Origin of the sequence: Nonomuraea sp. NPDC049141 (genome assembly GCF_040648415.1) — a bacterium.
GTDB lineage: Bacteria > Actinomycetota > Actinomycetes > Streptosporangiales > Streptosporangiaceae > Nonomuraea.
Genome location: NZ_JBEZDR010000021.1, coordinates 1 through 26,755, shown reverse-complemented (window position 1 = coordinate 26,755; position 26,755 = coordinate 1). Strand labels below are relative to the sequence as shown.

The window sequence follows — 26,755 nt, the reverse complement described above, 5'->3', positions numbered from 1 at the left end:
CTGGTCTGCCTTTCTCTGTGTGGTTCCTGGCTGAGGGGGACTGGTCAGATCTCGAATTCCTCGTACTCATCGATGTCCTGACCGGGATCGAGGAGGGACTTGGTGATGGCGGCGGCCAGGCTGTGGATGGTGGGGTGGTCGAACAGGGCGGTGAGGGCCAGGTCGGTGCCGAAGGTGCTGCGGATGCGGGTGATGGCCTGGGTGGCGAGTAGGGAGTGGCCGCCGAGGTCGAAGAAGTTGTCGTGGACGCCGACCTGGTCCAGGTCGAGCAGGTCGGTCCAGATGCCGGCCAGCAACTGCTCCGTGGGAGTGGTCGGCGGCTGGTAGCCGCCGGCAAGGTCGGGTCTGCTGCCGTCCGGTGCTGGTAGGGCGGTGCGGTCGATCTTGCCGTTGGGTGACAGTGGGAAGGTGGCCAGTTCGATGAACACTGACGGGATCATGTAGTCGGGTAGGTGGGTGGCGAGGTGGGTGCGCAGGTCGTCGGTGGCGGGGGTGCCGTCGGCGGGGTCTGCTGGGACCACGTAGGCGACCAGCAGTTGGCCGTTGGTGGTGTGGTGGGTGGTGACCAGTGCGGCGCTGATGTGCGGGTGGCTGGTCAGGGCGTGCTGGATCTCGGCGGGTTCGATGCGGAAGCCGCGGATCTTGACCTGGTGGTCGGTGCGGCCCAGGAAGTCGAGCTGGCCGTCCGGCCGCCAGGCGGCCAGGTCGCCGGTCCGGTAGAGACGTGAGCCGTCGTCGGCGTAGGGGTGGGCGATGAAACGTCCCGCTGTCAGAGCCGGGCGGTGGTGGTAGCCGCGGGTCAGGCCGGCGCCCGCGATGAACAGCTCGCCTGGCACGCCGACCGGGACCGGGTTGAGGTGGGAGTCCAGCACGTAGGTGTGGGTGCCGGGGAGTGGGATGCCGATCGGGGTAGGCCCGGCAGGCTGCTCCGGTTGGTCGAGAAGGTGAGGAGTCAGGATGCTGTAGGTGGAGTCGATGGTGGTCTCGGTGATGCCGTAGGCGGTCAGCAGCCGGGTGTGCGGCAGCTGACGCTGGGCGCGCCGGGCGTGGCTGGTGTGCCAGGTGTCGGTGGTGGCGATCAGGAGCTGCAGATCGGGCAGGGTGGTGGCGCTCTGTTCCAGGTGAGTGATCAGGTTGTCGATGTGATGCGGGGCGGCTTCCAGGGCGGTGGTGCGGGTGGCCCGCAACGTGGCGGCCCAGGCGGCCGGATCCAACCGCAACCGAGCCGGCGCCAGCACCAGCGTGCCGGCGTTGGCCAACGCCCGGACCACATCAGCGGTGAAGACATCGAAACTGATACTGGCCAGACTCAGCCACCGATGCTCGTGACCGGGCTGAAAGTGAGTGCGCGACCAGGCGGCATGCAGAGCGGTGAGATTGGCGTGAGCCAGCGGGCTGGCTTTGGGCCGCCCGGTCGAACCGGAGGTGTAGATGACAGCCGCACTCTGCCCAGCCTGCACCATCACCGCCGGGGCCTGGGTGGGGTAGTCGTGCAGTGCTGTCGCATCCAGCGTCACCACACCCACCCCGGTCGGGACCTGCGGGCTTTCGGCGGGGTTGTCGGTGAGCAGGAGACCGGCCCGGCTGTCGGCCAGCATGTGCGCGAGCCGGCCCGCGGGATAGGCGCCATCCAGCGGAAGATAAGCCGCACCCGCCTTCCACACCGCGAGGATCGCCACGATCAACTCAGCGCTGCGCCCCAGATGCAGCCCCACCACACTCTCCGGACCGGCACCCAAAGCGAGGAGATGGTGAGCGAGCCGATTGGCGCGCTCCTCCAACTCCCGATAGCTGAGCCCAGCCCCCTCACACCACACCGCGACCCGAGCCGGATACGCGACAGCCCGCGCGGCGATCAACTCATGAACACCAACACCCCAGACCCTCCCGGCATCGCTGTCGGGAAGACCGGTTTCGGCCAGGGCCGGGTGGCCGGTCCAGGTAGCGGTCAGCTGCCGCCGCTCAGCAGGGGTGAGCATGGGCAGCGCCGACAACGGCCGATCCGGATCAGCCGCCACCGCCGCCAGCAACACCTGCAGATGAGCGACCAACCGCTCGATCGTGACCCGCTCGAACAACGCGGTGCTGTACTCCACCGCACCACCCAGACCAGCACCACCACGCGAAGCCACACTCACCGTCAGGTCATACAGAGCATGACGAGCCAACCCGCCAAACCCAACCCCCGACCCCGACCCCGACCCCGCCTGATCCTGACCAGCCGAATCGTGGTCGGCCTGATCGTGGTCCGGCGTGATGTAGTTGAACAGGGTCTGAAACAGCGGCGTGCGGGAGCGGTCACGCTCGATACCCAGCTCGTCCACAAGCTGCTCGAACGGCAGATCCTGATGACCGTAAGCCGCCAGCGCCGTGGCGCGCACCTGCCGCAGCAGATCGGTGAAGGTCGGATCGCCCGACAGATCAGCCCGCAGCACCAGAGTGTTGATGAAGAACCCGATCAGATCCTCGGTCTCGCCCTGGTTGCGGTTGGCCACCGGCGTCCCCACCAGCACATCATCCTGACGCGTGTACTTACCGAGCAGCACGGTATAGGCCGCCAGCAACGTCATGAACATCGTCGCGCCGCTACGCCGCGACAACGCCCGCAACCCGTCGGCCACCTCAGAACTGATGTCGAAATCGAGAGCCGCCCCAGCGGTGTCCCGCACCGCCGCACGAGGCCGATCGGTGCGCAGATCCAGCACCGGCGGCCGAGCCAGCCGGCGCCGCCAGTAGCCGAGCTGCCCCTCCAACGTCTCGCCGGTCAGCCAGGAACGCTGCCACACAGCGAAATCCGCGTACTGCACCGCCAACGCCACCAGCGGAGAAGGCCGACCAGCACGGAACGCCTCGTAAAGAGCATTCAACTCCCGGTGGAAAATCTTGGCCGACCACTCATCGGAAATGACGTGATGCATGCACAAGGCCAGGATGTGCTCCTGGTCGTTCAGCCGGATCAGGCTGCCACGCAACAGCGGACCGGCCGCCAGATCGAACGGCGTCGCGGCATCGGCAGCGATCAGCGCCTGAGCTTCCTGCTCGCTCGCCACCTCGATGACCGAAAGGTCGAAGCTGGTCGGCGGGTCGATGATCTGGTGCGGGATGCCGTCGGCGTCGGCCACCAGTCGGGTGCGCAACACCTCATGCCGCTCCACCAGCGCGGTAAGCGCGGCACGCAGAGCAGGGATGTCGAGGTCGCCAGGCAGCGGAATGAGAGTCGGCGTGTTGTACTCGACCGAGCCAGGGTCGAGCTGAGCCAGGAACCACAACCGCTGCTGCGCAAAAGACAGAGGCAACAGCTGCTCACGGCCGACCGGCAAGATCGGAGGCCGGTCGCTACCGCTCGCCCCATCCACAAGCGGCGCCAGACCAGCCACGGTCGGCTGATCGAACAACGCCGCCAAAGGAAGATCCACCCCTAGAACCGCACGAACACGAGTAATGACCTGCGTGGCCAGCAAAGAGTGGCCGCCGAGGTCGAAGAAGTTGTCCCGAACGCCGACCTGATCCACGCCGAGCAGGTCAGCCCAGATCCCCGCCAACAACTGCTCCGTGGGCGTGACCGGCGCCTGATAGCCGCCGGCAAGCTCAGGCCTGCTGCCGTCCGGCACCGGCAGTGCGGCGCGGTCGATCTTCCCGTTGGGTGACAGGGGGAAGGCGGCCAGCTCGATGAACACCGACGGGATCATGTAGTCCGGCAGGCCGGCCGCCAGATAAGACCGCAGATCATCAGTGGCGGGGGTGCCCAGCGCTGGGTCGGTCGGGACCAGGTAAGCGACCAGGCGACGGTCGTCGCCGGCATGGCCGCCTCGCGCGATATTGCGGTTACTGGTGTCGACTCCGTCGCCGATGGCGGTGTGGTGGGTGGTGACCAGGGCTGCGCCGATGTGCGGGTGGCCGGTCAGAGCATGCTCGATTTCGGCGGGTTCGATGCGATGCCCGCGGATCTTGACCTGGTGGTCGGTCCGCCCCAGGAAGTCGAGCTGACCGTCCGGCCGCCACGCGACCAGATCACCGGTCCGGTAGAGGCGCGAACCATCACCGGCGTGCGGGTCGGCGACAAATCGCTCCGCGGTCAGCGCAGGCCGGCCGTGGTAGCCGCGAGCCACGCCGAGGCCCCCGACGAACAACTCCCCGGGCACGCCGGTGGGGACCGGGTTGAGGTGGGAGTCCAGGACATGAGCCGTGGTGTTGGCGATCGGAGCCCCGATGGTCGCCGGGGTGCGGCTGATGGTGGCACACACCGTGCTCTCCGTCGGACCATAAGCATTCAACAACCGATGCCGGCCACCCCACGCCTCGGCCAGCCCCGCATCCAGATGCTCACCCGCACTGACCACCGTCAACGACGGCAACTCCGCCGGATCCAAGGTGGCCAGCAGCGACGGCGGCAACGTCGCCGTATCCACCCCCCACTCCCGAATAAACCCCACCAGATCATCCGCCCGCCGCTCAGAGCCGGGAATCACCAACGTCGCACCAGCAGCCAACGTGACCGCGATCTCCGACACCGCCGCATCAAAGCCCGGCGAAGCGAACTGCAACACCCGCGACAACCCCGACACACCGAACGCCTCACCCTGCGCCACCACCAGATTGACCAACCCCCGATGCGCCACCCGCACCCCCTTAGGACGACCAGTCGAACCAGAGGTATAAATCAGATACGCAGCCTGATCCGGAGCAACCACCACCGCAGGAGCCGTCACCGGCAGAGCCTGCACACCCGGCTCATCCACCAGCAGCGTGCGCAGCCGACCAGCGGGCAGGTCCTCCAGCAGCGGACCGGTGGTCAGCAGGAGATCCGCCCCGCTGTCGGACAGCAGATAAGCGATCCGGTCGGTCGGATAGCGGGGATCCAGCGGCAGATACGCCGCACCCGCCTTCCACACCGCCAGCACGGCCACCACAAGATCGAGGCCACGCTCCAGACACAACGCCACCGTCGTCTCCGGACCCGCCCCCAACCCGATCAGCCGGTGAGCCAGCTGATTGGCCCGGGCATCCAGCTCCCCATAACTGAGCTGCCCCTCCAGGCCAGCCACCGCGACGGCCTCAGGACCGGCAACCGCCCGAGCCGCGATCAACTCATGCACACCCCCCACCTCAGGCAGCACCACCCCGGTGGCATTCACCTCCCGCAGCGCCTGCAACTCAGCCGGGGTGAGGATAGGCAGTGCCGACAACGGCCGGTCGGGGTCTGCGGTGACGGCGGCCAGCAGCATGTTCAGATGACCGACCAGCCGCTCGATCGTCGCCTGATCGAACAAGGCCGTGCTGTATTCCATGGCCCCGGAAAGCTCACCCTTGTCGTCCTCGACCAGGATCATCCGCAGATCGAACTGAGCGATGATCCGGTTCTCCCGCTCAGCGCTGTCGACCGTATTGGCGTCGTTGACTGCGAAGTAGTTGAACAGGGTCTGAAACAGCGGCGTGCGGGAGCGGTCACGCTCGATACCCAGCTCGTCGACGAGCTGCTCGAACGGCAGATCCTGATGACCGTAGGCCTCCAGCGCGGTGGCCCGCACCTGTTGCAGCAGGTCGGTGAAGGTCGGATCGCCCGACAGATCGGTCCGCAGGACCAGGGTGTTGACGAAGAACCCGATCAGATCCTCGGTCTCCGCCTGGTTGCGGTTGGCGACCGGCGTACCGACCAGCACATCGTCCTGGCGGGTGTACTTGCCGAGCAGCACGGTATAGGCCGCCAGCAACGTCATGAACATCGTCGCACCGGTACGACGCGACAACGCTCGCAGCCCGTCGGCCACCTCAGAGCTGATGTGGAAATCGAGAGCCGCTCCAGCGGTGTCCCGCACCGCCGCACGAGGCCGATCGGTGGGCAGCTCCAGCACCGGCGGCCGAGCCAGCTGCCGCCGCCAGTAACCGAGCTGCCCCTCCAACGTCTCGCCGGTCAGCCAGGAACGCTGCCACACAGCGAAATCGGCGTACTGCACCGCCAACGCCGCCAGCGGAGAAGGCCGACCAGCACGGAAAGCGTCGTACAACGCCAGAAGCTCGCGATGAAAGATCTTCGCCGACCACTCGTCGGAGATGACGTGATGCATGCACAAGGCCAGGATGTGCTCCTGGTCGTTCAGCCGGATCAGGCTGCCACGCAACAGCGGACCGGCCGCCAGATCGAACGGCGTCGCCGCATCCGTGGCGATCAGCGCCCGAGCTTCCTGCTCACTCGCCACCTCGATGACCGGCAGGTCGAAGTCAGTCGGCGGGTCGATGACCTGGTGCGGGATACCGTCGGCATCGGCGACCAGCCGGGTCCGCAACACCTCATGCCGCTCCACCAGCGCGATAAGCGCGGCACGCAAGGCCGCGACGTCGAGGTCACCATCGAGGAGGATGGCCGTCGGGGTGTTGTACTCGGTCGAGCCGGGGTCGAGCTGAGCCAGGAACCACAACCGCTGCTGGGCGAAGGACAAGGGAAGCGGCTGGTCACGATCGACCGGGAGGATCCGCGGCCTGCTGATGCCGTTCGCCTCGTCGATGAGCGGCGCCAAGCCACCGACGGTCGGCTGGTCGAACAGCACGGCAAGCGACAGGTCGATGCCGAACACCGAACGAATCCGCGAGGTGACCTGAGTAGCCAGCAGCGAATGGCCGCCGAGGTCGAAGAAGTTGTCCCGAACGCCGACCTGATCCACACCGAGCAGGTCAGCCCAGATCCCCGCCAGCAAATGCTCCGTCGGAGTGGCCGGAGCCAGATAGCCACCGGCGAGATCGGGGCGACTGCCGTCCGGCGCGGGCAGCGCGGCACGATCGATCTTCCCGTTAGGAGTCAAGGGGAAGGCGGCCAGCTCGATGAACACCGACGGGATCATGTAATCCGGCAGGCCGGCCGCCAGATAAGACCGCAGATCATCAGTGGCGGGGGTGCCCAGCGCTGGGTCGGCCGGGATCAGGTAGGCGACCAGCCGACGATCGGCGTCCTCACCGAAAGTGGTCACCAGGACTGAGCCCACCCCGGCAACACCGGACAGGGCGCGCTCGATCTCCCCCGGCTCGATGCGATGCCCGCGCACCTTCACCTGGTGATCAGTCCGCCCCAGGAAGTCCAGCTGACCGTCCGGCCGCCACGCGACCAGATCACCGGTCCGATAAAGACGCGAACCATCCCCGGCGAACGGGTCGGCCACGAACCGCTCAGCGGTCAACGCGGGCTGCCCGCGATACCCACGAGCCACACCCGCACCGCCGACGAACAGCTCCCCCGGCACCCCGACGGGAAGATCCCGCAGCTGCCGATCCAGCACGTGGACCTGGGCGTTGGCGATGGGCCCGCCGATCGGCAGGGCGGTGCTCGTGTCGGGATCGTGGGCGGTGGTGGCGATGACCGTGGCCTCGGTCGGCCCGTACGCGTTGACGAGCTGCCGCCCGGCGGCCCAGGTGTGGGCCAGGTCCGGGGGGCACGCCTCTCCGCCGACGAGCATGACGCGCAAGTCCGGCAGCGTGCCGGGGTCCAGGTTCGGCAGGGCTGGGGGCGGGAACAGCGCCACGGTGACGGCCCGTTCCCGCAGCAGTCTCTGCAGGTCGGGTGCCGAGCGGCGGGTGAGCGCGTCGGTCATGACCAGGTGCGCACCGGCTGCCACCGCGAGGCCGATCTCCCACACGGCCGCGTCGAAGCTGAAGGACGCCAGCTGGAGCACCGTGTCGAAGCGAGTGACGCCGAGCTCCGCGAGCTGCCCGTTGATCAGGTTCGACCAGCTCCGGTGGCTGACCGTGACGGCCTTGGGCCGGCCGGTGGAGCCGGAGGTGTAGATCAGGTAGGCGGCCTGGTCGGGGTGGATCGTGATGGCGGGTGGCGTGCCGGGCAGGTGGTCCGGCGTGGCGATGCTGTCGAGCACCAGGGCGGCCCGGCTGTCGCTGATCATGTGCGTGATGCGGTCGTCCGGATAGTCCGGGTCGATCGGCAGATAGGTCCCGCCCGCCTTGAGCACGGCCAGGATCGCGACGATCATGTCGGGGTCGCGCGGCAACCGCAGGCCAACAACCGTCTCCGCCTGGACGCCGAGATCGTGCAGGTGGTGGGCGAGCCGGTTCGAGCGGGTTTCGAGCTCGGCGTAGTCGAGGGTCCTGCCGCCCATGGTCAGGGCGGGCGCGCCGGGCCGTGCCACGGCGTGGGCGGTGATCGCCTCGGGGATGAGGCGGCCGGGCAGCGGGGTCGCGGTGCCGTTCCAGCCGGCGAGCCGGTGCCGCTCGCCCGGCGTCATGACGGGCAGCTCACCGATCAGCCGGCCCGGGTCGTCGGCGACGGCCTCCAGGATGGCCAGCAGGTGGCCGGCCATCCGGGCGATGGTGTCCTGGTCGTAGTGGGCGCGGTCGAACAGCATCCGGATGCCCAGCTCGGCCTGCGGCACGGCCACGACCATGAGAGGGTGGCTCGCCTGCTCGCGCGAGAAGCTCTGCTCTATCCGCAACCCGGTGGCGGCCGAGCCCGCGTCGCGCTCCGCCAGCCGCGCGGTCGGGTAGTTCTCAAACACGAACAGCGCGTCGAACAGCGCCTGCCCGCCGGTGAAGCCGCTCCACGCCTTGATCTGGACGAGCGGCGTGTGCTCGAAGTCGCGCGCCGCGGACTGCTCCTTCTGCAACCGCCGCAGCCAGGTCGCGACGGGCTCGCCGTGGTCCACCTGGACGCGGGCCGGAATGGTGTTGATCAGCAGGCCGACCATCGACTCGATGCCGTCGACCTGGTCGCCGCGGCCGGAGGTGGTGACGCCGAAGAGCACGTCGTCCTCACCGCTGTACGCGGCCATCAGCAGCGCCCATGCCCCCTGGACCACGGTGTTCAGGGTGAGCCGGTGGCGGCGGGCCAGCTCGCCGAGCGCGACGGTGGCACGCGCGGACAGGCGTACGCGATGGTCCTGCCAGCCCTCGTCCCCGGTGTCGCGCTCGACGCGGAGCGAGGTGGGGACGGTGCGGCCGTGCAGCCTGGTCCGCCAGTACGACTCGGCGGCGCCGAGATCCTGCGCGCCGGCCCAGGCCACGTGCTCGCGGAACGGGCGGTGGACGGCCGGCCGCAGGCGCTCGCCCTCGACGCAGGCGTGGTAGGCCTCGATCAGGTCGCCGAAGACGATGGGCACACTCCACCCGTCGAGCAGCAGGTGGTGGTACTGCCACACCAGATGATGGCGCCGCTCGTCCAGGCGGATCAGCGCGATCCGTACCAGAGTGGGTGCGTCGAAGTCCGCGCCGGCGGCGCGCTCGGCGGCCAGGAAGGCGTCCAGGGCCGCGGCCTGCGCCGGGGCGTCCAGGTGCGACCAGTCCAGCACCTCCATCGGGACCGGCACCGCACGTGACACGACCGAGAGCGGCGTCGGCAGGTCTTCCCACACCACGGTGGTGCGCAGCGCCGGATGCCGTTCGAAGGCCTGCTCCCAGGCGCTTTCGAGCGCGGGCAGGTCCAGCTCGCCCTCCAGCCGCAGCCCGTTCTGCACCCAGTACGCGCCCGAGGAGGGGGCCAGCCGGGTGTGGAAGAGCATGCCCTGCTGCAGCGCCGTCAACGGATAGATGTCCTCCAGGACGGTCGTGCCCCGCCCTTGGATGCGATCGAGTCCCGCCTGGTCGAGCCCGGCCAGCGGGAAGTCGGACGGGGTGTGCCCGCCGACGCCGGGAGTCGCGCAGTGCTCGATCAGCTCGTCGAGCGCTTCGACGTAGCGGCGGGTCAGCCGGGTCACCGAGGCCTCGTCGTGGACCTCTCCCGAGTACGTCCACAGCAGCGTGAGCCGCCCCTCGGTGACCTGGGCGTTGATCTCGATGAGATGGGTCCGGCCGCCGTCGCCGGATCGGGGCCGGCCCAGCGACCCGACGAACCGCAGCCGCGGCTCGCGCCCGCCGGAGGCCGGGGACAGGGCCGCGTCGGTCTGACCGGCGTAGTTGAAGCTGACCTCGGCCGCCTGTCCGGCGGCCGCATCGGGGCCGAGGTAGCGCAGGAGACCGTACCCGAGGCCGTGGCGCGGGATCGCCCGCAGGTGCTCCTTGGTGCGGCGCAGCGCCGCCCCCGGGTCGCCGCCCGCGCTCGCCAGCGCGACCGGGTAGAACGAGGTGAACCAGCCGACCGTCCGGGAGACGTCCACGTCGGACCCGACGTCCTCCCTGCCGTGGGCCTCCAGGTCCACCAGCACGCTCGGCACGCCCGCCCACTCGGTCAGCGCGCTGCCGAGCGCGGTCAGCAGCACGTCGTTGATCTGGGTGCGGTAGGCGGCGGGCACCTCGTGCAGCAGCCGCGCGGTCTGCTCCGAACTCAGGCTGACGCTGACGTTCCTGGCGGAGGCGACCGTGTTCGCGCCGTCGCGGTCGCGGGGGACGGGCCGGTGGCCGGAGGTCTGCTCGTGCCAGTACGCGAGCTCCGCCGCCACCTCGGGCGAGCCCGCCAGCTCGGTCAGCCGCTGCGCCCACTGCTTGAACGACGTGGTCTTGGCGGTCAGCTGGACCGGCAGGTCCCGGATGGCCTGGTCGTAGGCGAGGGAGAGGTCCTCCAGCAGGATCTGCCAGGACACGCTGTCCACCGCGAGGTGGTGCGCGATCACCAGCAGCAGCCGGCCGCGCTCCCCTCGGTCGAACAGCACGAACCTGACCAGCGGCCCGTTCTCCAGGTCCAGGCTCGCCTGGGCCTCGTCGGCCCGCGCCTCCAGGTCGTGCTCGTCGAACGCGGCGGCGTCCACCACCCACAGCGGCGGCTCGGCCTCGGCGGCCACGTTGCGGGCGGTCCACTCGCTGCCGTAGCGGGTGTATCGGGCGCGGAGCGCGTCGTGCTGCCGCAGCAGCGCCGCCACGGCCTTGCGCAGCGCGGCGACGTCGGCCTCGCCGTCCATCTCCAGCAGAACGGACTGGTTGAAGTGCGCGGGCTCGGGCAGGTCGCGCTCGAAGAACCAGTGCTGGATCGGCGTCAGCGCGAACTCTCCGGTCACCGGGCCCTGCTCGGCGTCGGCGAAGGAGTCCAGCGCCACGAGCGGGGCGAGCGCGGCGACGGTCTGGTGCTCGAAGAGCTGGGCCGGGGTGAAGTACAGCCCGGCGGTGCGGGCCCGCGCCACCGTCTGGATGCTGATGATCGAGTCGCCGCCCAGCTCGAAGAAGTTGTCCTCGACGCCCACCCGGTCCAGGCCGAGCACGTCGGCCCAGATCCCGGCCAGGGCCTCCTCCATGGAGGTGCGCGGGGCGACGAACCGGCTGACCAGCTCGGGCCGGGAGGCGTCCGGCGCGGGTAGCGCGGCGCGGTCGACCTTGCCGTTCGGGGTGAGCGGGAGGGCCGCCAGCTCGACGAACGCCGACGGGATCATGTAGTCGGGGTGGCTCGCACCCAAATGAACGCGCAGCTCGCTGGTGGAGGGCGCGCCGGCGGACTGGTCCGCGGGCACCAGGTAGGCGACCAGCCGGGCCTGACCGCTGTCATGCAGGGCGATCACGGTCGCGGCCTCGACCGCCGGGTGCCGGGTCAGCGTGTGCTCGATCTCGGCCGGTTCGATCCGGTGGCCGCGTACCTTGACCTGCTGGTCGGTGCGGCCGAGGAAGTCGAGCTGCCCGTCGGGGCGCCGGCGGACGCGGTCGCCGGTGCGGTACAGGCGGCTGCCGTCGGCGGCGAACGGGTCGGCGACGAAGCGCTCCGCGGTCAGGGCGCCCCTGCCGTGGTAGCCGCGCGCCACGCCGAGGCCGCCGATGTACAGCTCGCCGGGCATCCCGACGGGGACCGGGCGCAGCTTCCTGTCCAGGACCTGCAGCCGGGTGTTGGCGACGGCGGCGCCGATCGGTAGTGCGGTGTCGGTGCCGGGGTCGCCGGCCTGGGTCGCGCTGATGGTCGTCTCGGTCGGCCCGTACGCGTTGATGAACCGGCGGCCGGCGGCCCAGGCACGGGCCAGGTCCGGCGGGCACGCCTCCCCGCCGGTGAGCAGGACACGCAGGGACGGCAGGGCGGGATCCAGGTGGTGCAGCACCGTGGGCGGGATGTGGGCGATCGTGATGGACCGGTCGAGCAGCAGCCGCCGCAGGTCGGCCGGGGACTGCCGGGTCGAGGCGTCGGCGATGACGATGTGGGCGCCGCCGACCAGGGGTGCGAGGATCTCGCTCATCGCGACGTCGAAGCTGAAGGACACGAGTTGCAGGGTGACGTCGGCGGGCGTGATGCCCAGACCGTCCCGTTCGAAATGGATGGAGTTGGCCAGGTTGCGGTGGCTGACCACGACGCCCTTGGGCAGGCCGGTGGAGCCGGAGGTGTAGATCAGGTACGCGGCCTGGTCGGGGTGGATCGTGATGGCGGGTGGCGTGCCTGGCAGGTGGTCCGGCGTGGCGACGGTGTCGAGCACCAGGGCGGCCCGGCTGTCGCTGATCATGTGCGTGATGCGGTCGTCCGGATAGTCCGGGTCGATCGGCAGATAGGTCCCGCCCGCCTTGAGCACGGCCAGGATCGCGACGATCATGTCGGGATCGCGGGGCAGCCGCAGGCCGACGACCGTCTCCGCCTGGACGCCGAGATCGTGCAGGTGGTGGGCGAGCCGATTCGAGCCGATCTCAAGCTCGGCGTACGTGAGCGTGCGCGCGCCCATGCTGACCGCCGGGGCGTCCGGTTGGGCGATGGCGACGGCGGTCAGCAGCTCGGTGAGGGTTTCGCCGGGCAGCGGCGTGGGCTCGTCCCAGCCGGTGAGGCGCTCGCGCTCCGCCTCGGTGGTGAGGGACAGCTCGCTGACCAGCCGGGCCGGGTCGCCGGCGACGGTCTCCAGGAGCACGAGGAGGTGCCCGGCCATGCGTTCGATCGTCGCGTGGTCGAACAGGTCCGTGCTGTAGCTGAGGATGCAGGACAGGTCGGCGTCGCCCTCGGTGAACGCCACCGTGAGGTCGAACTTGGCCGACATCGTCGGCAGCTCCAGCCCTTCGGTGACCACCCCCGCCATGTCCGGGTCAGCGCCGGCGCCGACCCTGCCGTGCGTGATGAGCACCTGGAACAGCGGGTGCTTGCTGCGGTCGCGCTCCGGCTGCAGCTCGTCCACCAGCTGCTCGAACGGCAGGTCCTGATGGGTGTAGGCGGCCAGTGCGGTGGCCCGTACGCGGTCGAGCAGCCCGGTGAACGTGGGGTCGCCGGACAGGTCCAGGCGCAGGGCCAGGGTGTTGATGAAGCAGCCGATCAGGCTCTCGGTCTCGGAACGGCCCCGGTTGGCGATGGGCGTGCCGATGACGACGTCCTCCTCTTCGGCGTACCGGCCGAGCAGCACCGTCAGGGCGCCGAGCAGCGTCATGAACATCGTCGCGCCCGACGTCTGGGCGGCCCCGCGCAGGCCCGCGGTGACCTGCTCGGGCACCCGGAAGGACAGGAACCCGCCCGCGGAGGAGCGGACCGTGGGGCGCGGCCGGTCGGTGGGCAGCTCCAGCGTGGGCGCGCCCGCCAGCCGCTCGCGCCAGTAGTCGAGCTGGCCGCCCAGCACGTCGCTGGTCAGCCAGGCCCGCTGCCAGTGCGCGAAGTCGGCGTACTGCACGCCCAGCGGGGTCAGCGGGGAGGGCAGGCCGTCACGGTAGGCGACGTACAGGGTGGTGAGCTCGCGGCGGAAGAGGGTCACGGACCAGTCGTCGAACACCACGTGGTGGGTCACCAGGCTGAGCACGTGATCGTCGTCGGCGAGCCGGAACAGGCGCGCCCGCAGCAGCGGATCGCCCGCCAGGTCGAAGGAGGTGGCGGCGTCGACGGCCACCAGCTCCGTGGCCCGTCCGAGCGGGTCGGCCTCGCTTGACAGGTCCGTGACGGGCAGCGCGAGCGGCCCGGGCGGGTCGACGATCTGCCGGGCCAGGCCGTCCTTGGCCACCAGCCGGGTGCGGAACACCTCGTGCCGGGCCACGATCGACTCCAGGGCGCGGCTCAGCGCGCCGACGTCGAGCGGGCCGCGCAGGCGGGAGCTGATCGGCACGTTGTACTCGGGCGAGCCCGGGTCGAGCTGATCGAGGAACCACAACCGCTGCTGCGCGAACGAGAGCGGAAGCACCTCCTCGCGGTCCACCGGCACGATCGGCGGCACCACCGTCCCGGACGTGGCCGCCTCCACGGCCACCGCCAGCTCACGCACCGTGGGATGGTCGAACAGCAGCGCCAGCGACAGTTCGCAGTCGAACGCGGCACGCAGCCGCGAGATCACCTGGACGGCCGCCAGCGAATGGCCGCCCAGCTCGAAGAAGTTGCTCGTCACCCCGACCGGCCCCAGGTCCAGCACCTGGGCCCACACCCCGGCCACGACCTCCTCGGCGGTGGTCCTGGGCGCGGTGTAGCCGGCCGCCGGATCCAGGTGGCGCGGGTTCGGCTCGGGCAGCGCCGCCCGGTCCAGCTTCCCGTTGGGCGTCCGCGGCAGGCCCGCCAGCTCGACGTAGACGGCCGGCACCATGTAGTCGGGCAGCGTCGTGCGCAGGTGCTCGCGCAGTTCGGCGGGCGCGGGGATGCCGCGGCCTCCCTCAGCCGGGACCAGGTAGCCGACCAGCCGCTCGTCGCCGCCGGTGCCGCGGACGACGACGACCGCCGCGGCCAGCGCCGGGTGCGCCGCCAGCGCGGACTCGATCTCGCCCGGCTCGATGCGGAAACCGCGCAGCTTGACCTGGTGGTCGGTGCGGCCCAGGAAGTCCAGCCGGCCGTCCGCCCGCCGCCGTACGAGGTCACCCGTCCGGTAGAGGCGGGAGCCGTCGCGGGAGACCGGGTCGGCGACGAACCGCTCGGCGGTCAGCGCGGCGCGGGCGTGGTAGCCGCGCGCCACGCCGTCACCGCCGATGTACAGCTCGCCGGGCACCCCGGCGGGCACCGGGTCCAGCCGCGCGTCCAGCACGTGCAGGGTGGTGTTGGCGATCGGGTGGCCGAGCGTGACGTCGTCGCCCGCCACGATCTCCTGGCGGGCGGACCAGACGGTGGTCTCCGTCGGGCCGTACAGGTTCCACAGCTCGGCCGTGCGCTCCAGCACGGCTCCGGCCAGCTCGGCCGGCAGCGCCTCGCCGCCGCACAGCGCGCGCAGGCCCGCCGCTCCGCGCCAGCCGTCGTCCACCAGCATCCGCCAGGTCGCCGGCGTGGCCTGCATGACCGTGGCCCCCGACCGCTCGACCAGCTCCGCCAGCGCCTCCGGCGAACGCGCCACCTCGGCGTTGGCGATCACCAGCCGCGCACCCGTGACCAACGGCAGGAACAACTCCAGCGCGGCGATGTCGAACCCGAACGTGGTGACGGCCAGCAGCACGTCCGTCTCGGCCAGGCCCGGCCGGTCGGCCATCGTGACCAGGAAATTGGCCAGGTTCTCGTGCGAGACGACCACGCCCTTGGGGCGCCCCGTCGAGCCGGACGTGTAGATCACGTAGGCCGCCTGGGCCGGCTCGGCGGAGCAGGAGAAGGCGGCCGCCCGGGCCTGCCCGGCGGGGCCGGTCGGGACGTCGTCATCGAGCCAGATCGTCGCGGGAACCGGCCCGGCCAGCTCCTCGGCGGTCGCCCGCTCCCCGACCAGAACGGCAGCGCCACTGTCGGCCAGCATGTAGCGCAGGCGGTCGGCCGGGAAGTCGGGGTCCAGCGGCAGGTACGCGCCACCCGCCCGCCACACGGCCAGCATCGCCACCACCATCTTCAGCCCGCGGCGCAGGCACAACCCGACCGTCGTCTCCCGGCCCACGCCCAGCTCGCGCAGGCGCGCGGCCAGCCGCCCGGCCTGCTCGTCCAGCTCCGCGTACGTCAGCGACGCGTCGCCGCAGGTGACCGCGACCGCGTCGGGACGGCCGGCGGCGACCAGCTCGTGCACCCCGCCGAAGGAGGCGGGCAGCGCGGCCACCGGTCCGCCGGTGGCGCGCAGCAGCTCGTCCCGCTCCACCGCGGAGATCATCGGCACCTCGGACAGCGGCCGATCCGGCGCCTGCGCGAGCGCGTTCAGCAGTGTCAGCAGATGACCGGCCATCCGCTCGGCCGTGGCGTGGTCGAACAGGTCGGTGCTGTACTCCAGCCCGCCGACCAACTCCTGCTCGCCGATCTCGACGAAGGTCAGGGTCAGGTCGAACTTGGCGGCCGTACCCTCCAGGTCGAACCGCTCGCCGTCCAGCTCGCCCAGCTCCAGCTCCTCGCCGCCGCTCCTGCTGTAGCTGAACAGCACCTGGAACAGCGGCGTGCGCGAGCGGTCCCGCTCGGGGACGAGCGCGTCCACCAGGCGCTCGAACGGCATGGTCTGGTGGTCGTAGGCGGCCAGCGCGAGCGCCCGCACCCGCCCCACCAGCTCGGTGAAGCTCGGATCGCCCGACAGCCGCGTGCGCAGCACCAGCATGTTGAGGAACAGCCCGATCAGGTCCTGCGTCTCCGGGCGCCCCCGGTTGGCGATCGGCGTGCCGACCACCACGTCCTCCTGCCGCGAGTAACGCGACAACAGCACCGTGAACGCCGCCAGCAGCGTCATGAACAGTGTCGCGTCGCAGTCCCTGGAGATCACCCTGAGCCGCTCGGCGGTGGCGACGGGAACCGCGAAATCCACCTTGCCGCCGGCTGTCGTACGCACCGGCGGACGCGGCCGGTCGGTCGGCAGATCAAGCAGCGGAGCCCCGGTCAGCTGGTCACGCCAGTACGCCAGCTCGCCCGCCGCCCGATCGCCGGCCATCCACGCCTGCTGCCAGAACGCGTAGTCGGCGTACTGCGCGGGCAGCGGCGGCAGCGGCGAGGGCAGCGCGAGCCGGAACGCGTCGTACAGGGTGGCCAGCTCGTGGTTGAGGATGCCGATCGACCACTCGTCGCACACGATGTGGTGCAGGCACAGGGCGAACACGTGGTCGTCGGCGGCCAGCCGGATCAGCGTTCCGCGAACCAGCCGGTCGGCGGCCAGGTCGAACCGCAGCGCCGCGTCGGCCGCGATGAGCTCCCGTGCCGCCTCGTACGGCTCCGCCTCGCCCGACAGGTCCGCCATGGCCAGCGGGAAACCAGCCGGCGGATCGATCACCTGGTGCGCCACCCCGTCGGTCACCACCAACCGGGTACGCAGCACCTCGTGCCTGGCCACCACCATGTCCAGCGCCGCGCGCAGAGCCGACTCGTCCAGCGCGCCCGCCAGCCGCAGCGGCATCGTCACGTTGTAGTCAAGGGAATCCGGCTCCAGCTGATCCAGGAACCACAGCCGTTGCTGGGCGGACGACAACGGGACAGGTCCGTCCGGACGCGGCGCACGCTCCCGCACCGGCACGCTCTCGCCGCGCAGGCGTCGCTTCAGTAGCTCCTGTTTCGACTCGGAAAGCATGGCAATTCCCTCCGTCTTGGATATGGGTCGCGCTCAGGCCAGCGTGGTCAGCAGGTCGTCCAGGCTCCGCAGGATCGACTCGTGGTCGAAGCCGAAGTCGATGAGGCAGGCGACCTCGTCGACGTCCCACGACGCCACGGTCGCGAGCCGCTCGGGCAGCTCGGCGGGGGTGCAGATCAGCCCCAGGCCGGCGAACCTGGCGGCGCTCTGCCGGGCGAGCGTGGACCGGTCGTCCCCGCTCATCGATCCGAACGCCGCCGCCCCCTGCGCGTTCGCCACGTCGGTGGCCACCAGCGACATCGACGCGCCCAGATACCGGGCCAGCTCCGCGTGCGCCCGCTCCTCCGACGCCCGGGAGCCGTCCAGGACGTGGGTGTGCACCATCAGCGTGATGTGGCCGCGCCCCGGGCCCTGCCAGGTCTTGCGGTACGCCTCGATGTTGCGGGCCAGCTCCTCTGGCGGCTGGCCGAGCAGATGGGTCAGCACGCCCGCGCCCATCGAGCCGGCCAGCTCGAACGTCGGTGTCGACCCGCCCGAGGTGAGCCAGATCGGCAGCTCGGGCTGAACCGGCTGCGGCATCGTCCGCACCTCGATCTCCGCGCCCAGCGCGTCGGGGAAGACCCGCGTCTCCCCCCGCCAGAGCGCCCGGACCTGGTCGATGCCCTCCCGCATCACCCGCTTGCGCTCCGCGACGGGGAAGCGGGAGAGCACGAAGTCGGCGCCGTGCCAGCCGGAGGCGAACGACACGCCCACCCGCCCCCGCGACAGCTGGTCCACGACCGCCCACTCCTCGGCCACCCGGGCCGGATGGTGCAGCGGCATGACGACGCTGCCCGCCCGGATCCCGATCCGCCGGGTGGCCGTCGCCAGCGCCGCCCCCACCACCGAAGGGTTCGGATAGGGAGCGCCGAAGTCCGCGAAGTGGCGCTCGGGCAGCCACAGCGCCTCAAGCCCCGCCTCGTCGGCCAGGCGGGCGGTGTCCAGCAGCACCGCGTACGCCGAGGCGGCCTCTGCTCTGGTGGTGGCCGCGAAATAGGACAGGCTGATCTTCACTGTGCACGCGCCTCTCGGGTGGAAGGGTTGGACCGGCGGACGATCTCGCTGCGGAGCCAGATGGCGAGCATCTCGGCCCCGCGCCCGCGGACGACCGTGCCGTGCTCGCCCGGCACGTACTCGATCTCCGGCTCCGCGGCCAGCTCGTCGCGCCACTGCACGACGACCTTGCGCCGCACGTCGGCCGGGTCGTCCTGCGGGATGAACAGCACCACCCGGCCCTCGTACGGCGTCAGCGGCGGATCGGCGCGATGCCGCAGCACCGCCCCCAGGTGGGTGATCACCATCCGGCCCACCCGGAGCGCCTCCGTGTCGCCCGCCTTGACCGCCTCCAGCAGCGGGCCCTCGACCTGCCAGCGCTCCAGCAGCCGCTTCTGCGGCCCGGCGGCGAGCCGGGTCCCCGGCCCTCCGGCGATCACCTGGTCGAGCTGTGTGAGCAGGTCCCGTACCAGGTCACGCTCCTTGCCCTCCTTGCGCGCGGCGACGCGGCCCGCGGCCACCCGGTGCAGCGGCGGGCCGACCAGGTACACGCCGCCCACCTCCAGCCCGCGGGCGGCGGCCTGCCTGGCCATCTCCACCGCGATGTAGCCGCCCACCGACCAGCCCGCGAACAGGTACGGCCCGCTCGGTTGCACGGTCGTCACCTCGTCCAGGTAGGCGGCGGCCATCTCGGCCACGGTCTCCAGCGGCGGCTCCGAGCCGTCCAGCCCGCGTGCCTGCAGCCCGTAGAACTGCTGGTCGGGCCCGAGCCGGCCGGCCAGCTCGGCCAGCTCGGCGACGCCCCCGGTAGCGGCGTGCACGAAGAACAGCGCGGGCCCCGCCGTCCCCGGCTTGAGCCTGACCACCGACCGCAGGCGCGGCCGGGCCGTGTCCTCCGGCTCGGCGACCAGCTCGGCCAGACCCGCGACGGTCGGCTGGGTGAAGAAGTCGGCGACGCCGAGGGCGTACCCGGCCTTCCTGATCTGCGACACCACCTGGATGACCTGCAAGGAGTGGCCGCCGAGCGCGAAGAAGTCGTCGGTCACGCCGATCTGGGGCAGGCCGAGCGACCGCGCCCAGATCCCGGCGATGGCGACCTCGGCCGGCGTGGCCGGCTCGCGGTGCGCGTCCCGCTGCTCCGGCCGGGCCGCCTCGGGGGACGGGAGCGCGGCGCGGTCGAGCTTGCCGTTCGAGGTGAGCGGGAACGCGGTCATCGGGATGAACACCGACGGGATCATGTGGTCGGGCAGGTCCACGCTCAGATGAGCGCGCAGGACCGCGACGGGCGGCACGCCCCTGGCCGCGTCGGCGGGGATCAGGTACGCGGCCAGCCGCCGGTCGCCCGCCTCCCCGTACGCGGTCACCAGCGCCGCCGCCACCGCCGGATGCCCGCCGAGAACGTGCTGCACCTCGGCCGGCTCCACGCGGAACCCGCGGATCTTGACCTGGTGGTCGGTCCTGCCCAGGAAGTCCACGACCCCGTCCGGCCGGCGACGCGCCTGGTCACCCGTCCGGTAGAGCCGCGAGCCGTCACCGGCGAACGGGTCGGCGACGAAGCGCTCGGCGGTGAGCGCCGGCCGGCCGAGATAGCCGCGGGCCACGCCGGCTCCACCGACGGACAGCTCGCCCGGCACGCCCGCCGGGACCGGGTTGAGCGCGTCGTCCAGCACGTACAGGCGGGTGTTGGGCAGCGCCGTGCCGATCGGGACCGTCCCGCCCGCGATGTGCCCGGCGTCCAGCCGGATCGTGGCCGTGCCGATCGTGGTCTCGGTAGGCCCGTAGTGGTTGACCACCGACCGGCCGTCCGCCTCCGCCAGCAGCTCCGTGATCTGTTCCGGCGTCGCTGCCTCGCCGCCCAGCACCAGCGTCCGCGCCGGCAGCAGCCGGCCGGCCGGGACGACCTGCGTGAGCGCCGCCAGATGCGACGGGACGATCTTGAGGTGGTCGATCCGGTGCGAGGCCAGGTACGCGGCCACCCGCTCCGGATCGTTGACCACTTCCGGCAGCGGCAGGTGCAGGATCCCGCCCGTGGTCAGGCTCACGAAGACGGTCGTGTTGCCGAAGTCGGTGACCACCGACTGGAGCAGCGCGTACGACTCCCCGCGCCCGCCCAGCCCCGTACGCTCCTTCACGACGGTCAGGTAGTTGACCAGGTTGCCGTGCGTCACCACGACCCCCTTGGGCTTCCCGGTGGAGCCGGAGGTGTAGATCAGGTACGCGGCCTGACCCGGCACCGTGGCCACCTCCGGCGCCGACTCGGGCCGTGCCTCGATCTGGGACCGCGTGACCGGGTCGTCCAGAGCGACGACGATCGTGCTCGTCAGCGGCATCGGCCCCGTGCCCACCGGGGACATCGCCCCTGTACCCACTGGCGGCATCGCCCCGGTGGCGACGATCACGGTGGCGCCGCTGTCGCCGAGCAGGTACGCCAGCCTTTCGGCGGGATGCGCGGGATCGAGCGGGAGGTAGGCCGCCCCCGCCTTCCACACCGCGAGGATGGCGACGATCATCTCCGCCCCGCGGTCGAGGCACAGCCCGACGACCTTCTCGGGCCCGGCGCCCAGGTCGATCAGATGGTGGGCGAGCCGGTTGGCCTGCCGCTCCAGCTCGGCGTACGTCATCGACGCCGTGCCGGACACCAGCGCCGCGTCTCCCGCCGCGGCCGCGCCGCTGATCAGCTCGTGCACCCCGCCCGCCGCGCGGACCTCGGCGGTCTCGGCACCCCATCCCGTCTCCGCCAGCCGTCGTTCCTCCGGGGTGAGAATGGGCAGCCCCGACACCGGCCGATCCGGATCCGTGGCGATGGCGGCCAGCAGGGTGTGCAGGTGGCCGATCAGGCGTTCGATGGTGGACCGGTCGAACAGGGCCGTACTGAACTGGGCGGACACCGTCACGCCGCCCGCGTTGTCCTCGGTGAAGAACAGCTGCAGGTCGTACTTGGCGACGATCGCGTCCTGCGACCTGACCTCGGCCGTACCCGCCTGGTCGAGCGGCACCGGGTCGTCGGCGGTGAAGTAGTTGAGCAGGGTCTGGAACAGCAGGGGCCGGGAGCGGTCACGCTCGATGCCCAGCTCGTCGACGACCTGCTCGAACGGCAGGTCCTGGTGGCCGTACGCGTCCAGGGCCGTGGTGCGCACCTGGTGCAGCAGGTCGGTGAAGGTCGGGTCGCCGGACAGGTCGGTCCGCAGGACCAGGGTGTTGATGAAGAACCCGATCAGGTCCTCGGTCTCGGCCTGGTTGCGGTTGGCGATCCGGGTGCCGACCAGGACATCGTCCTGGCGGGTATATCTGCCGAGGAGGACGGTGTAGGCGGCCAGGACGGTCATGAACATGGTGGCGCCGGAGCGACGGGACAGCTCCTTCAGGGCCGCCGTCGTCTCGGGCTCGATGTGGAAGGTGATGGCGGCGCCCGCGGCGTCGCGGACGGCTGCGCGGGGGCGGTCGGTGGGCAGGTCGAGCACCGGGGGGCCGGCGAGCCGGCGCCGCCAGTAGCCGAGCTGGTTCTCCAGAGTTTCGCCGGTGAGCCAGTCGCGCTGCCACAGGGCGAAGTCGGCGTACTGGACCCTGAGCGGCGCCAGCGGGGACGGCCTGCCTGTGCGGAAGGCTTCGTAGAGGGCGGTGAGTTCGCGGTGGAAGATCTTGGCGGACCATTCGTCGGAGATGACGTGGTGCATGCACAGGGCCAGGATGTGCAGGTCGTCGGCGAGGCGGATCAGCGTGCCGCGCAGCAGTGGACCGGCCGCGAGGTCGAAGGGGGTGGCTGCGTCGGCGGCGATCAGGGTCTGTGCTTGTTGCTCGCTCGCCGCCTCGACGACGAGCAGGTCGAAGGCGGTGGGTGGGTCGATGATCTGGTGCGGGATGCCGTGGGGGTCGGCGACCAGCCGGGTGCGCAGGACTTCGTGTCTCTCCGTGAGAGCGCTGAGGGCGGCGCGCAGGGCGGGGATGTCGAGGTCGCCGGGCAGCGGGATGGGCGTCGGGGTGTTGTACTCGGCCGAGTCCGGGTCGAGCTGGGCCAGGAACCACAACCGCTGCTGGGCGAAGGACAACGGGAGCGGCTGGTCACGGTCGGCCGGGAGGATCGGGGGCCTGCTGCTGCCGTTCGCTCCGTCAACCAGTGGTGCCAGACCGCTGATGGTCGGCTGATCGAACAGCGCTGCCAAGGGGAGATCCACTCCCAGAACCGCTCGGATGCGGGTGACGGCCTGAGTGGCGAGCAGGGAGTGGCCGCCCAGATCGAAGAAGTTGTCGCGGACGCCGATCTGGTCCAGGTCGAGTAGGTCGGCCCAGATGCCGGCCAGCAGGTGTTCGGTGGGGGTGGTCGGCGGCTGGTAGCCGCCGGCAAGGTCGGGTCTGCTGCCGTCCGGTGCTGGTAGGGCGGCGCGGTCGATCTTGCCGTTGGGTGACAGTGGGAAGGCGGCCAGTTCGATGAACACCGACGGGATCATGTAATCCGGCAGCCGGGTGGCGAGGTGGGTGCGCAGCTCATCGGTGGTGGGGACGCCGTGGGAGGGATCGGCCGGAACGAGGTAGGCGACCAGCCGGCGCTCGTTGCCGGCCTCGCCTCCGGTGGTGTCTTGGCCGAAGGGAGTGACCAGGGCTGCGGCGATGTGCGGATGAGCGGTCAGGGCGTGCTGGATCTCGCCTGGTTCGATGCGGTGGCCGCGGATCTTGACCTGGTGGTCGGTGCGGCCCAGGAAGTCGAGCTGGCCGTCTGGTCGCCAGGTGGCCAGATCGCCGGTGCGGTAGAGGCGTGAGCCGTCGTTGGTGTGGGGGTTGGCGATGAAGCGTTCGGCGGTGAGGGCTGGTTGGTGGTGGTAGCCGCGGGCGAGTCCTTGTCCGCCGATGAGGAGTTCGCCGGGGATGCCGGTGGGGGTGGGGTTGAGGTGGGGGTCGAGGATGTGGGTGGTGGTGTTGGGCAGGGGTGTGCCGATGGCGGGGTTGGTGCTGGTGGCGGGGTCGGTGCTGGTGGTTTGGGGGGCCAGGGGTGGTGTGGTGGTGGTGATGACGGTGGTTTCGGTGGGGCCGTAGGTGTTGATGAGGCGCTGGTGGGGGGTCCAGGTGTTGGCGAGGGGGGCGGTGAGGCGTTCGGCGCCGAGGATGAGGGTGTGCAGGGTGGGCAGGGTGGCGGGGGTGAGGGTGGCCAGCAGGGAGGGGACGATGCTGGCGGCGGTGATGTGGTGGTGGTTGATCAGGTGGGTGAGGTGTTGGGGGTTGGCGCGTTCGTGGGTGGTGGCCAGGGCGAGGGTGGCGCCGGTGGTGAGGGTGACGGCGAGGTCGAGGACGGCGGCGTCGAAGCTGTGGGAGGCGAATTGCAGCACGGTGTCGTCGGGGCCGATGGCGAAGACCGGCCGCATTACGGTGGCGAGGTTGATGGCGCCGCGGTGGGTGGCGAGCACGCCTTTGGGGCGGCCGGTCGAGCCTGAGGTGTAGATGAGATACGCGCCCTGGTCAGGCTCCACCACGACCTGCGGGGCATGGCCGGGATAGCTGTCCAGGGTGGAGGCAAGCTCGCTCAACACCACCACCCGCACCCGGCTGTCTGGGTCGAGTTCAGCGGTTGGAGTGGTTGCCGGGTTGTCGGTGAGCAGGAGGGTGGCCCGGCTGTCGGCCAGCATGTGCGCCAACCGGCCCGCGGGATAGGCGGCATCCAGGGGCAGGTAGGCGGCGCCGGCTTTCCATACCGCGAGGATCGCGATGATCAACTCCGGGGTGCGCCCCACATGCAAGCCGACGATGCTGTCCGGGCCGGCGCCCAAAGCGAGGAGGTGGTGGGCCAGCCGGTTGGCGCGCTCGTCCAGTTCCCGGTAGCTGAGCCGGTTGCCCTCACACAGCACCGCGGTCTGAGCGGGACGGGTCCGGGCCTGAGCGGCGATGAGCTCGTGGATACCACCCGCTGCGGGAACGGCGATGCGGGCGGGCACGGCGTTGCTGGTGAGCTGCCGCTGTTCGGCCGGGGTGAGGATGGGCAGCGCCGACAGCGGCCGATCCGGATCCGCGGTGATCGCATCCAGCACGCCGTGCAGGTGAGCGATCAGCCGTTCGATCCTGTCCTGATCGAACAGGGCGGTGCTGTACTGCACCGATCCGTTCAGACCACCGTCGGGGCTACTGGCCATGGTCAAGATGAGGTCGTATTTGACCGGCATCGAACGCGGCCCGCCGCCCTCACCAGAACCAGGCTCACCGCCGAAGCCGGGGGCATCGGTGGTGAAGTGACTGAACAGCGTCTGGAACAACGGCGTGCGGGAGCGGTCACGCTCGACACCGAGTTCATCGACGAGCTGCTCGAACGGCAGATCCTGATGACCGTAAGCCTCCAACGCCGTGGCCCGCACCTGCTCCAGCAGATCGGCGAACGTCGGATCGCCCGACAGATCAGCCCGCAGCACCAGAGTGTTGACGAAGAAGCCGATCAAGTCCTCGGTCTCCGCCTGGTTGCGGTTGGCCACCGGCGTGCCAACCAGCAGATCATCCTGACGGGTGTATTTACCGAGCAGCACGGTATAGGCGGCCAGCAACGTCATGAACATCGTCGCGCCGCTGCGGCGCGACAGCTCCCGCAACCGGTGGCCGATGTCGGGGTCGATGCGGAAGTCGATGGCCGCCCCGCCGGTGTCGCGCACCGCGGGCCGGGCCCGGTCGGTAGGCAGGTCCAGCACCGAAGGCCGAGCCAGCCGGCGCCGCCAGTAGCCGAGCTGCCCCTCCAAAGTCTCACCGGTCAGCCAGGAACGCTGCCACAACGCGAAGTCGGCGTACTGCACCCGCAACGGCACCAACGGAGACGACTCCCCAGCCCGGAAAGCCTCGTACAACGCGAGAAGCTCCCGCTGGAAGATCTTGGCCGACCACTCATCGAAGACAACGTGATGCATGCACAAGGCCAGGATGTGCGCCTGATCGCTCAGCCGGATCAAGCTGCCCCGGAGCAGCGGGCCGGCAGCCAGATCGAACGGTGTGGCCGCGTCGGCAACGATCAGCGCCTGTGCTTCCTGTTCGCTCGCCACCTCGATGACGGGCAGATCGAAATCGCTGGGCGGATCGATGACCTGGTGCGGGATGCCGTCGGCATCGGCGACCAGCCGGGTCCGCAACACCTCATGCCGCTCCACCAGCGCCGCCAGCGCGGCACGCAGAGCGGGAATGTCGAGGTCTCCGGGCAGCGGGATGGGGGTGGGGGTGTTGTACTCGGCCGAGTCCGGGTCGAGCTGAGCCAGGAACCACAACCGCTGCTGCGCGAACGACAGCGGCAACACCTGGTCACGCGAAATGGGCAGGACCGGCGGCTTGACGACGCCATCCGACACCTCACCGAGCAGCGGAACCAGCTCACTGACAGTCGGATGATCGAACAGAGCCGCCAGAGGCAGATCTACCTCGAGAACCACCCGGACCCGAGAGACGACCTGAGTGGCCAGCAGAGAGTGGCCGCCGAGGTCGAAGAAGTTGTCGCGGACGCCGACCTGGTCCACGCCGAGCAGGTCGGCCCAGATGCCGGCCAGCAACTGCTCCGTCGGAGTGGTCGGCGGCTGGTAGCCACCTGCGAGCTCAGGCCTGCTGCCATCAGGCACCGGCAGCGCCGCACGATCGATCTTCCCGTTAGGAGACAGCGGGAAGGCGGCCAGCTCGATGAACACCGACGGGATCATGTAATCCGGCAGACCGGCGGCCAGATATCCCCGCAGATCATCGGTGGTGGGGGCGCCATGGGCGGGGTCAGCCGGGACCACGTAGGCGACCAGCCGCTGACCGACGCCGACCTTACCCTCTCGGCCACCGTGACCCCCGCTGACGTCATTGCCGTCCTCGTCGGTGGTGCCGGCGTCATGGGTGGTGACCAGGGCTGCGGCGATGTGGGGGTGGCTGGTCAGGGCGTGCTGGATCTCGGCGGGTTCGATGCGGTGGCCGCGGATCTTGACCTGGTGGTCGGTGCGGCCCAGGAAGTCGAGTTGGCCGTCCGGTCGCCAGGCGGCGAGGTCGCCGGTGCGGTAGAGACGTGAACCATTACTGGCGTAGGGGTGGGCGATGAAACGTCCCGCTGTCAGAGCCGGCCGGTGGTAGTAGCCGCGGGTCAGGCCGGCGCCGGCGATGAACAGCTCGCCGGGGACGCCGACCGGGACCGGGTTGAGGTGGGAGTCCAGCACGTAGGTGTGGGTGCCGGGCAACGGGATACCGATCGGGGTGGGCCCGGCAGGCTGCTCGCCGAGCGGCAACAAGCCGGTCCGCTCCACCGAACCACGCTGACCGCCGACATCACTGCGATCGCTGAGGTCGCCATGCTGAGCGTCGTGGTCGCCGGGGTGAGCGTCGTGGTCGCCGGGCTGAGCCTCGGGTTGCTTCGGCTGGTGGGGTAGGTGGGGGGTCAGGATGCTGTAGGTGGAGTCGATGGTGGTCTCGGTGATGCCGTAGGCGGTCAGCAGCCGGGTGTGCGGCAGCTGGTGGTGGGCGTGGGTGGCGTGGGTGGTGTGCCAGGTGTCGGTGGTGGCGATGAGTAGTTGCAGGTC

The 26,755-nt window shown here is 70.6% G+C and carries 3 protein-coding genes; all 3 read right to left on the bottom strand.

The features are described 5' to 3' along the window. Window positions 1–44: 44 nt before the first annotated feature. Window positions 45–17,222, bottom strand: coding sequence for a non-ribosomal peptide synthase/polyketide synthase (locus AB0B91_RS46260; RefSeq protein ID WP_358335024.1), 17,178 nt, complete (start codon window positions 17,220–17,222; stop codon window positions 45–47). 33 nt (window positions 17,223–17,255) lie between these two features. Beyond that, the gene (locus AB0B91_RS46255) at window positions 17,256–18,275 is read right to left on the bottom strand and encodes a MupA/Atu3671 family FMN-dependent luciferase-like monooxygenase (protein ID WP_358335021.1); all 1,020 of its coding nucleotides are present in this window, start codon (window positions 18,273–18,275) and stop codon (window positions 17,256–17,258) included. Beyond that, the coding region (locus tag AB0B91_RS46250) for an amino acid adenylation domain-containing protein (RefSeq protein WP_358335018.1) at window positions 18,272–26,755 on the bottom strand (8,484 nt) is incomplete at its 5' end. The genes AB0B91_RS46250 and AB0B91_RS46255, both read right to left, overlap by 4 nt.

Coding starts and splice junctions, on each gene's coding strand:
- AB0B91_RS46260 (WP_358335024.1), bottom strand. CDS start 17,222: ATGCTTTCCGAGTCGAAACAGGAGCTACTGAAGCGACGCCTGCGCGGC.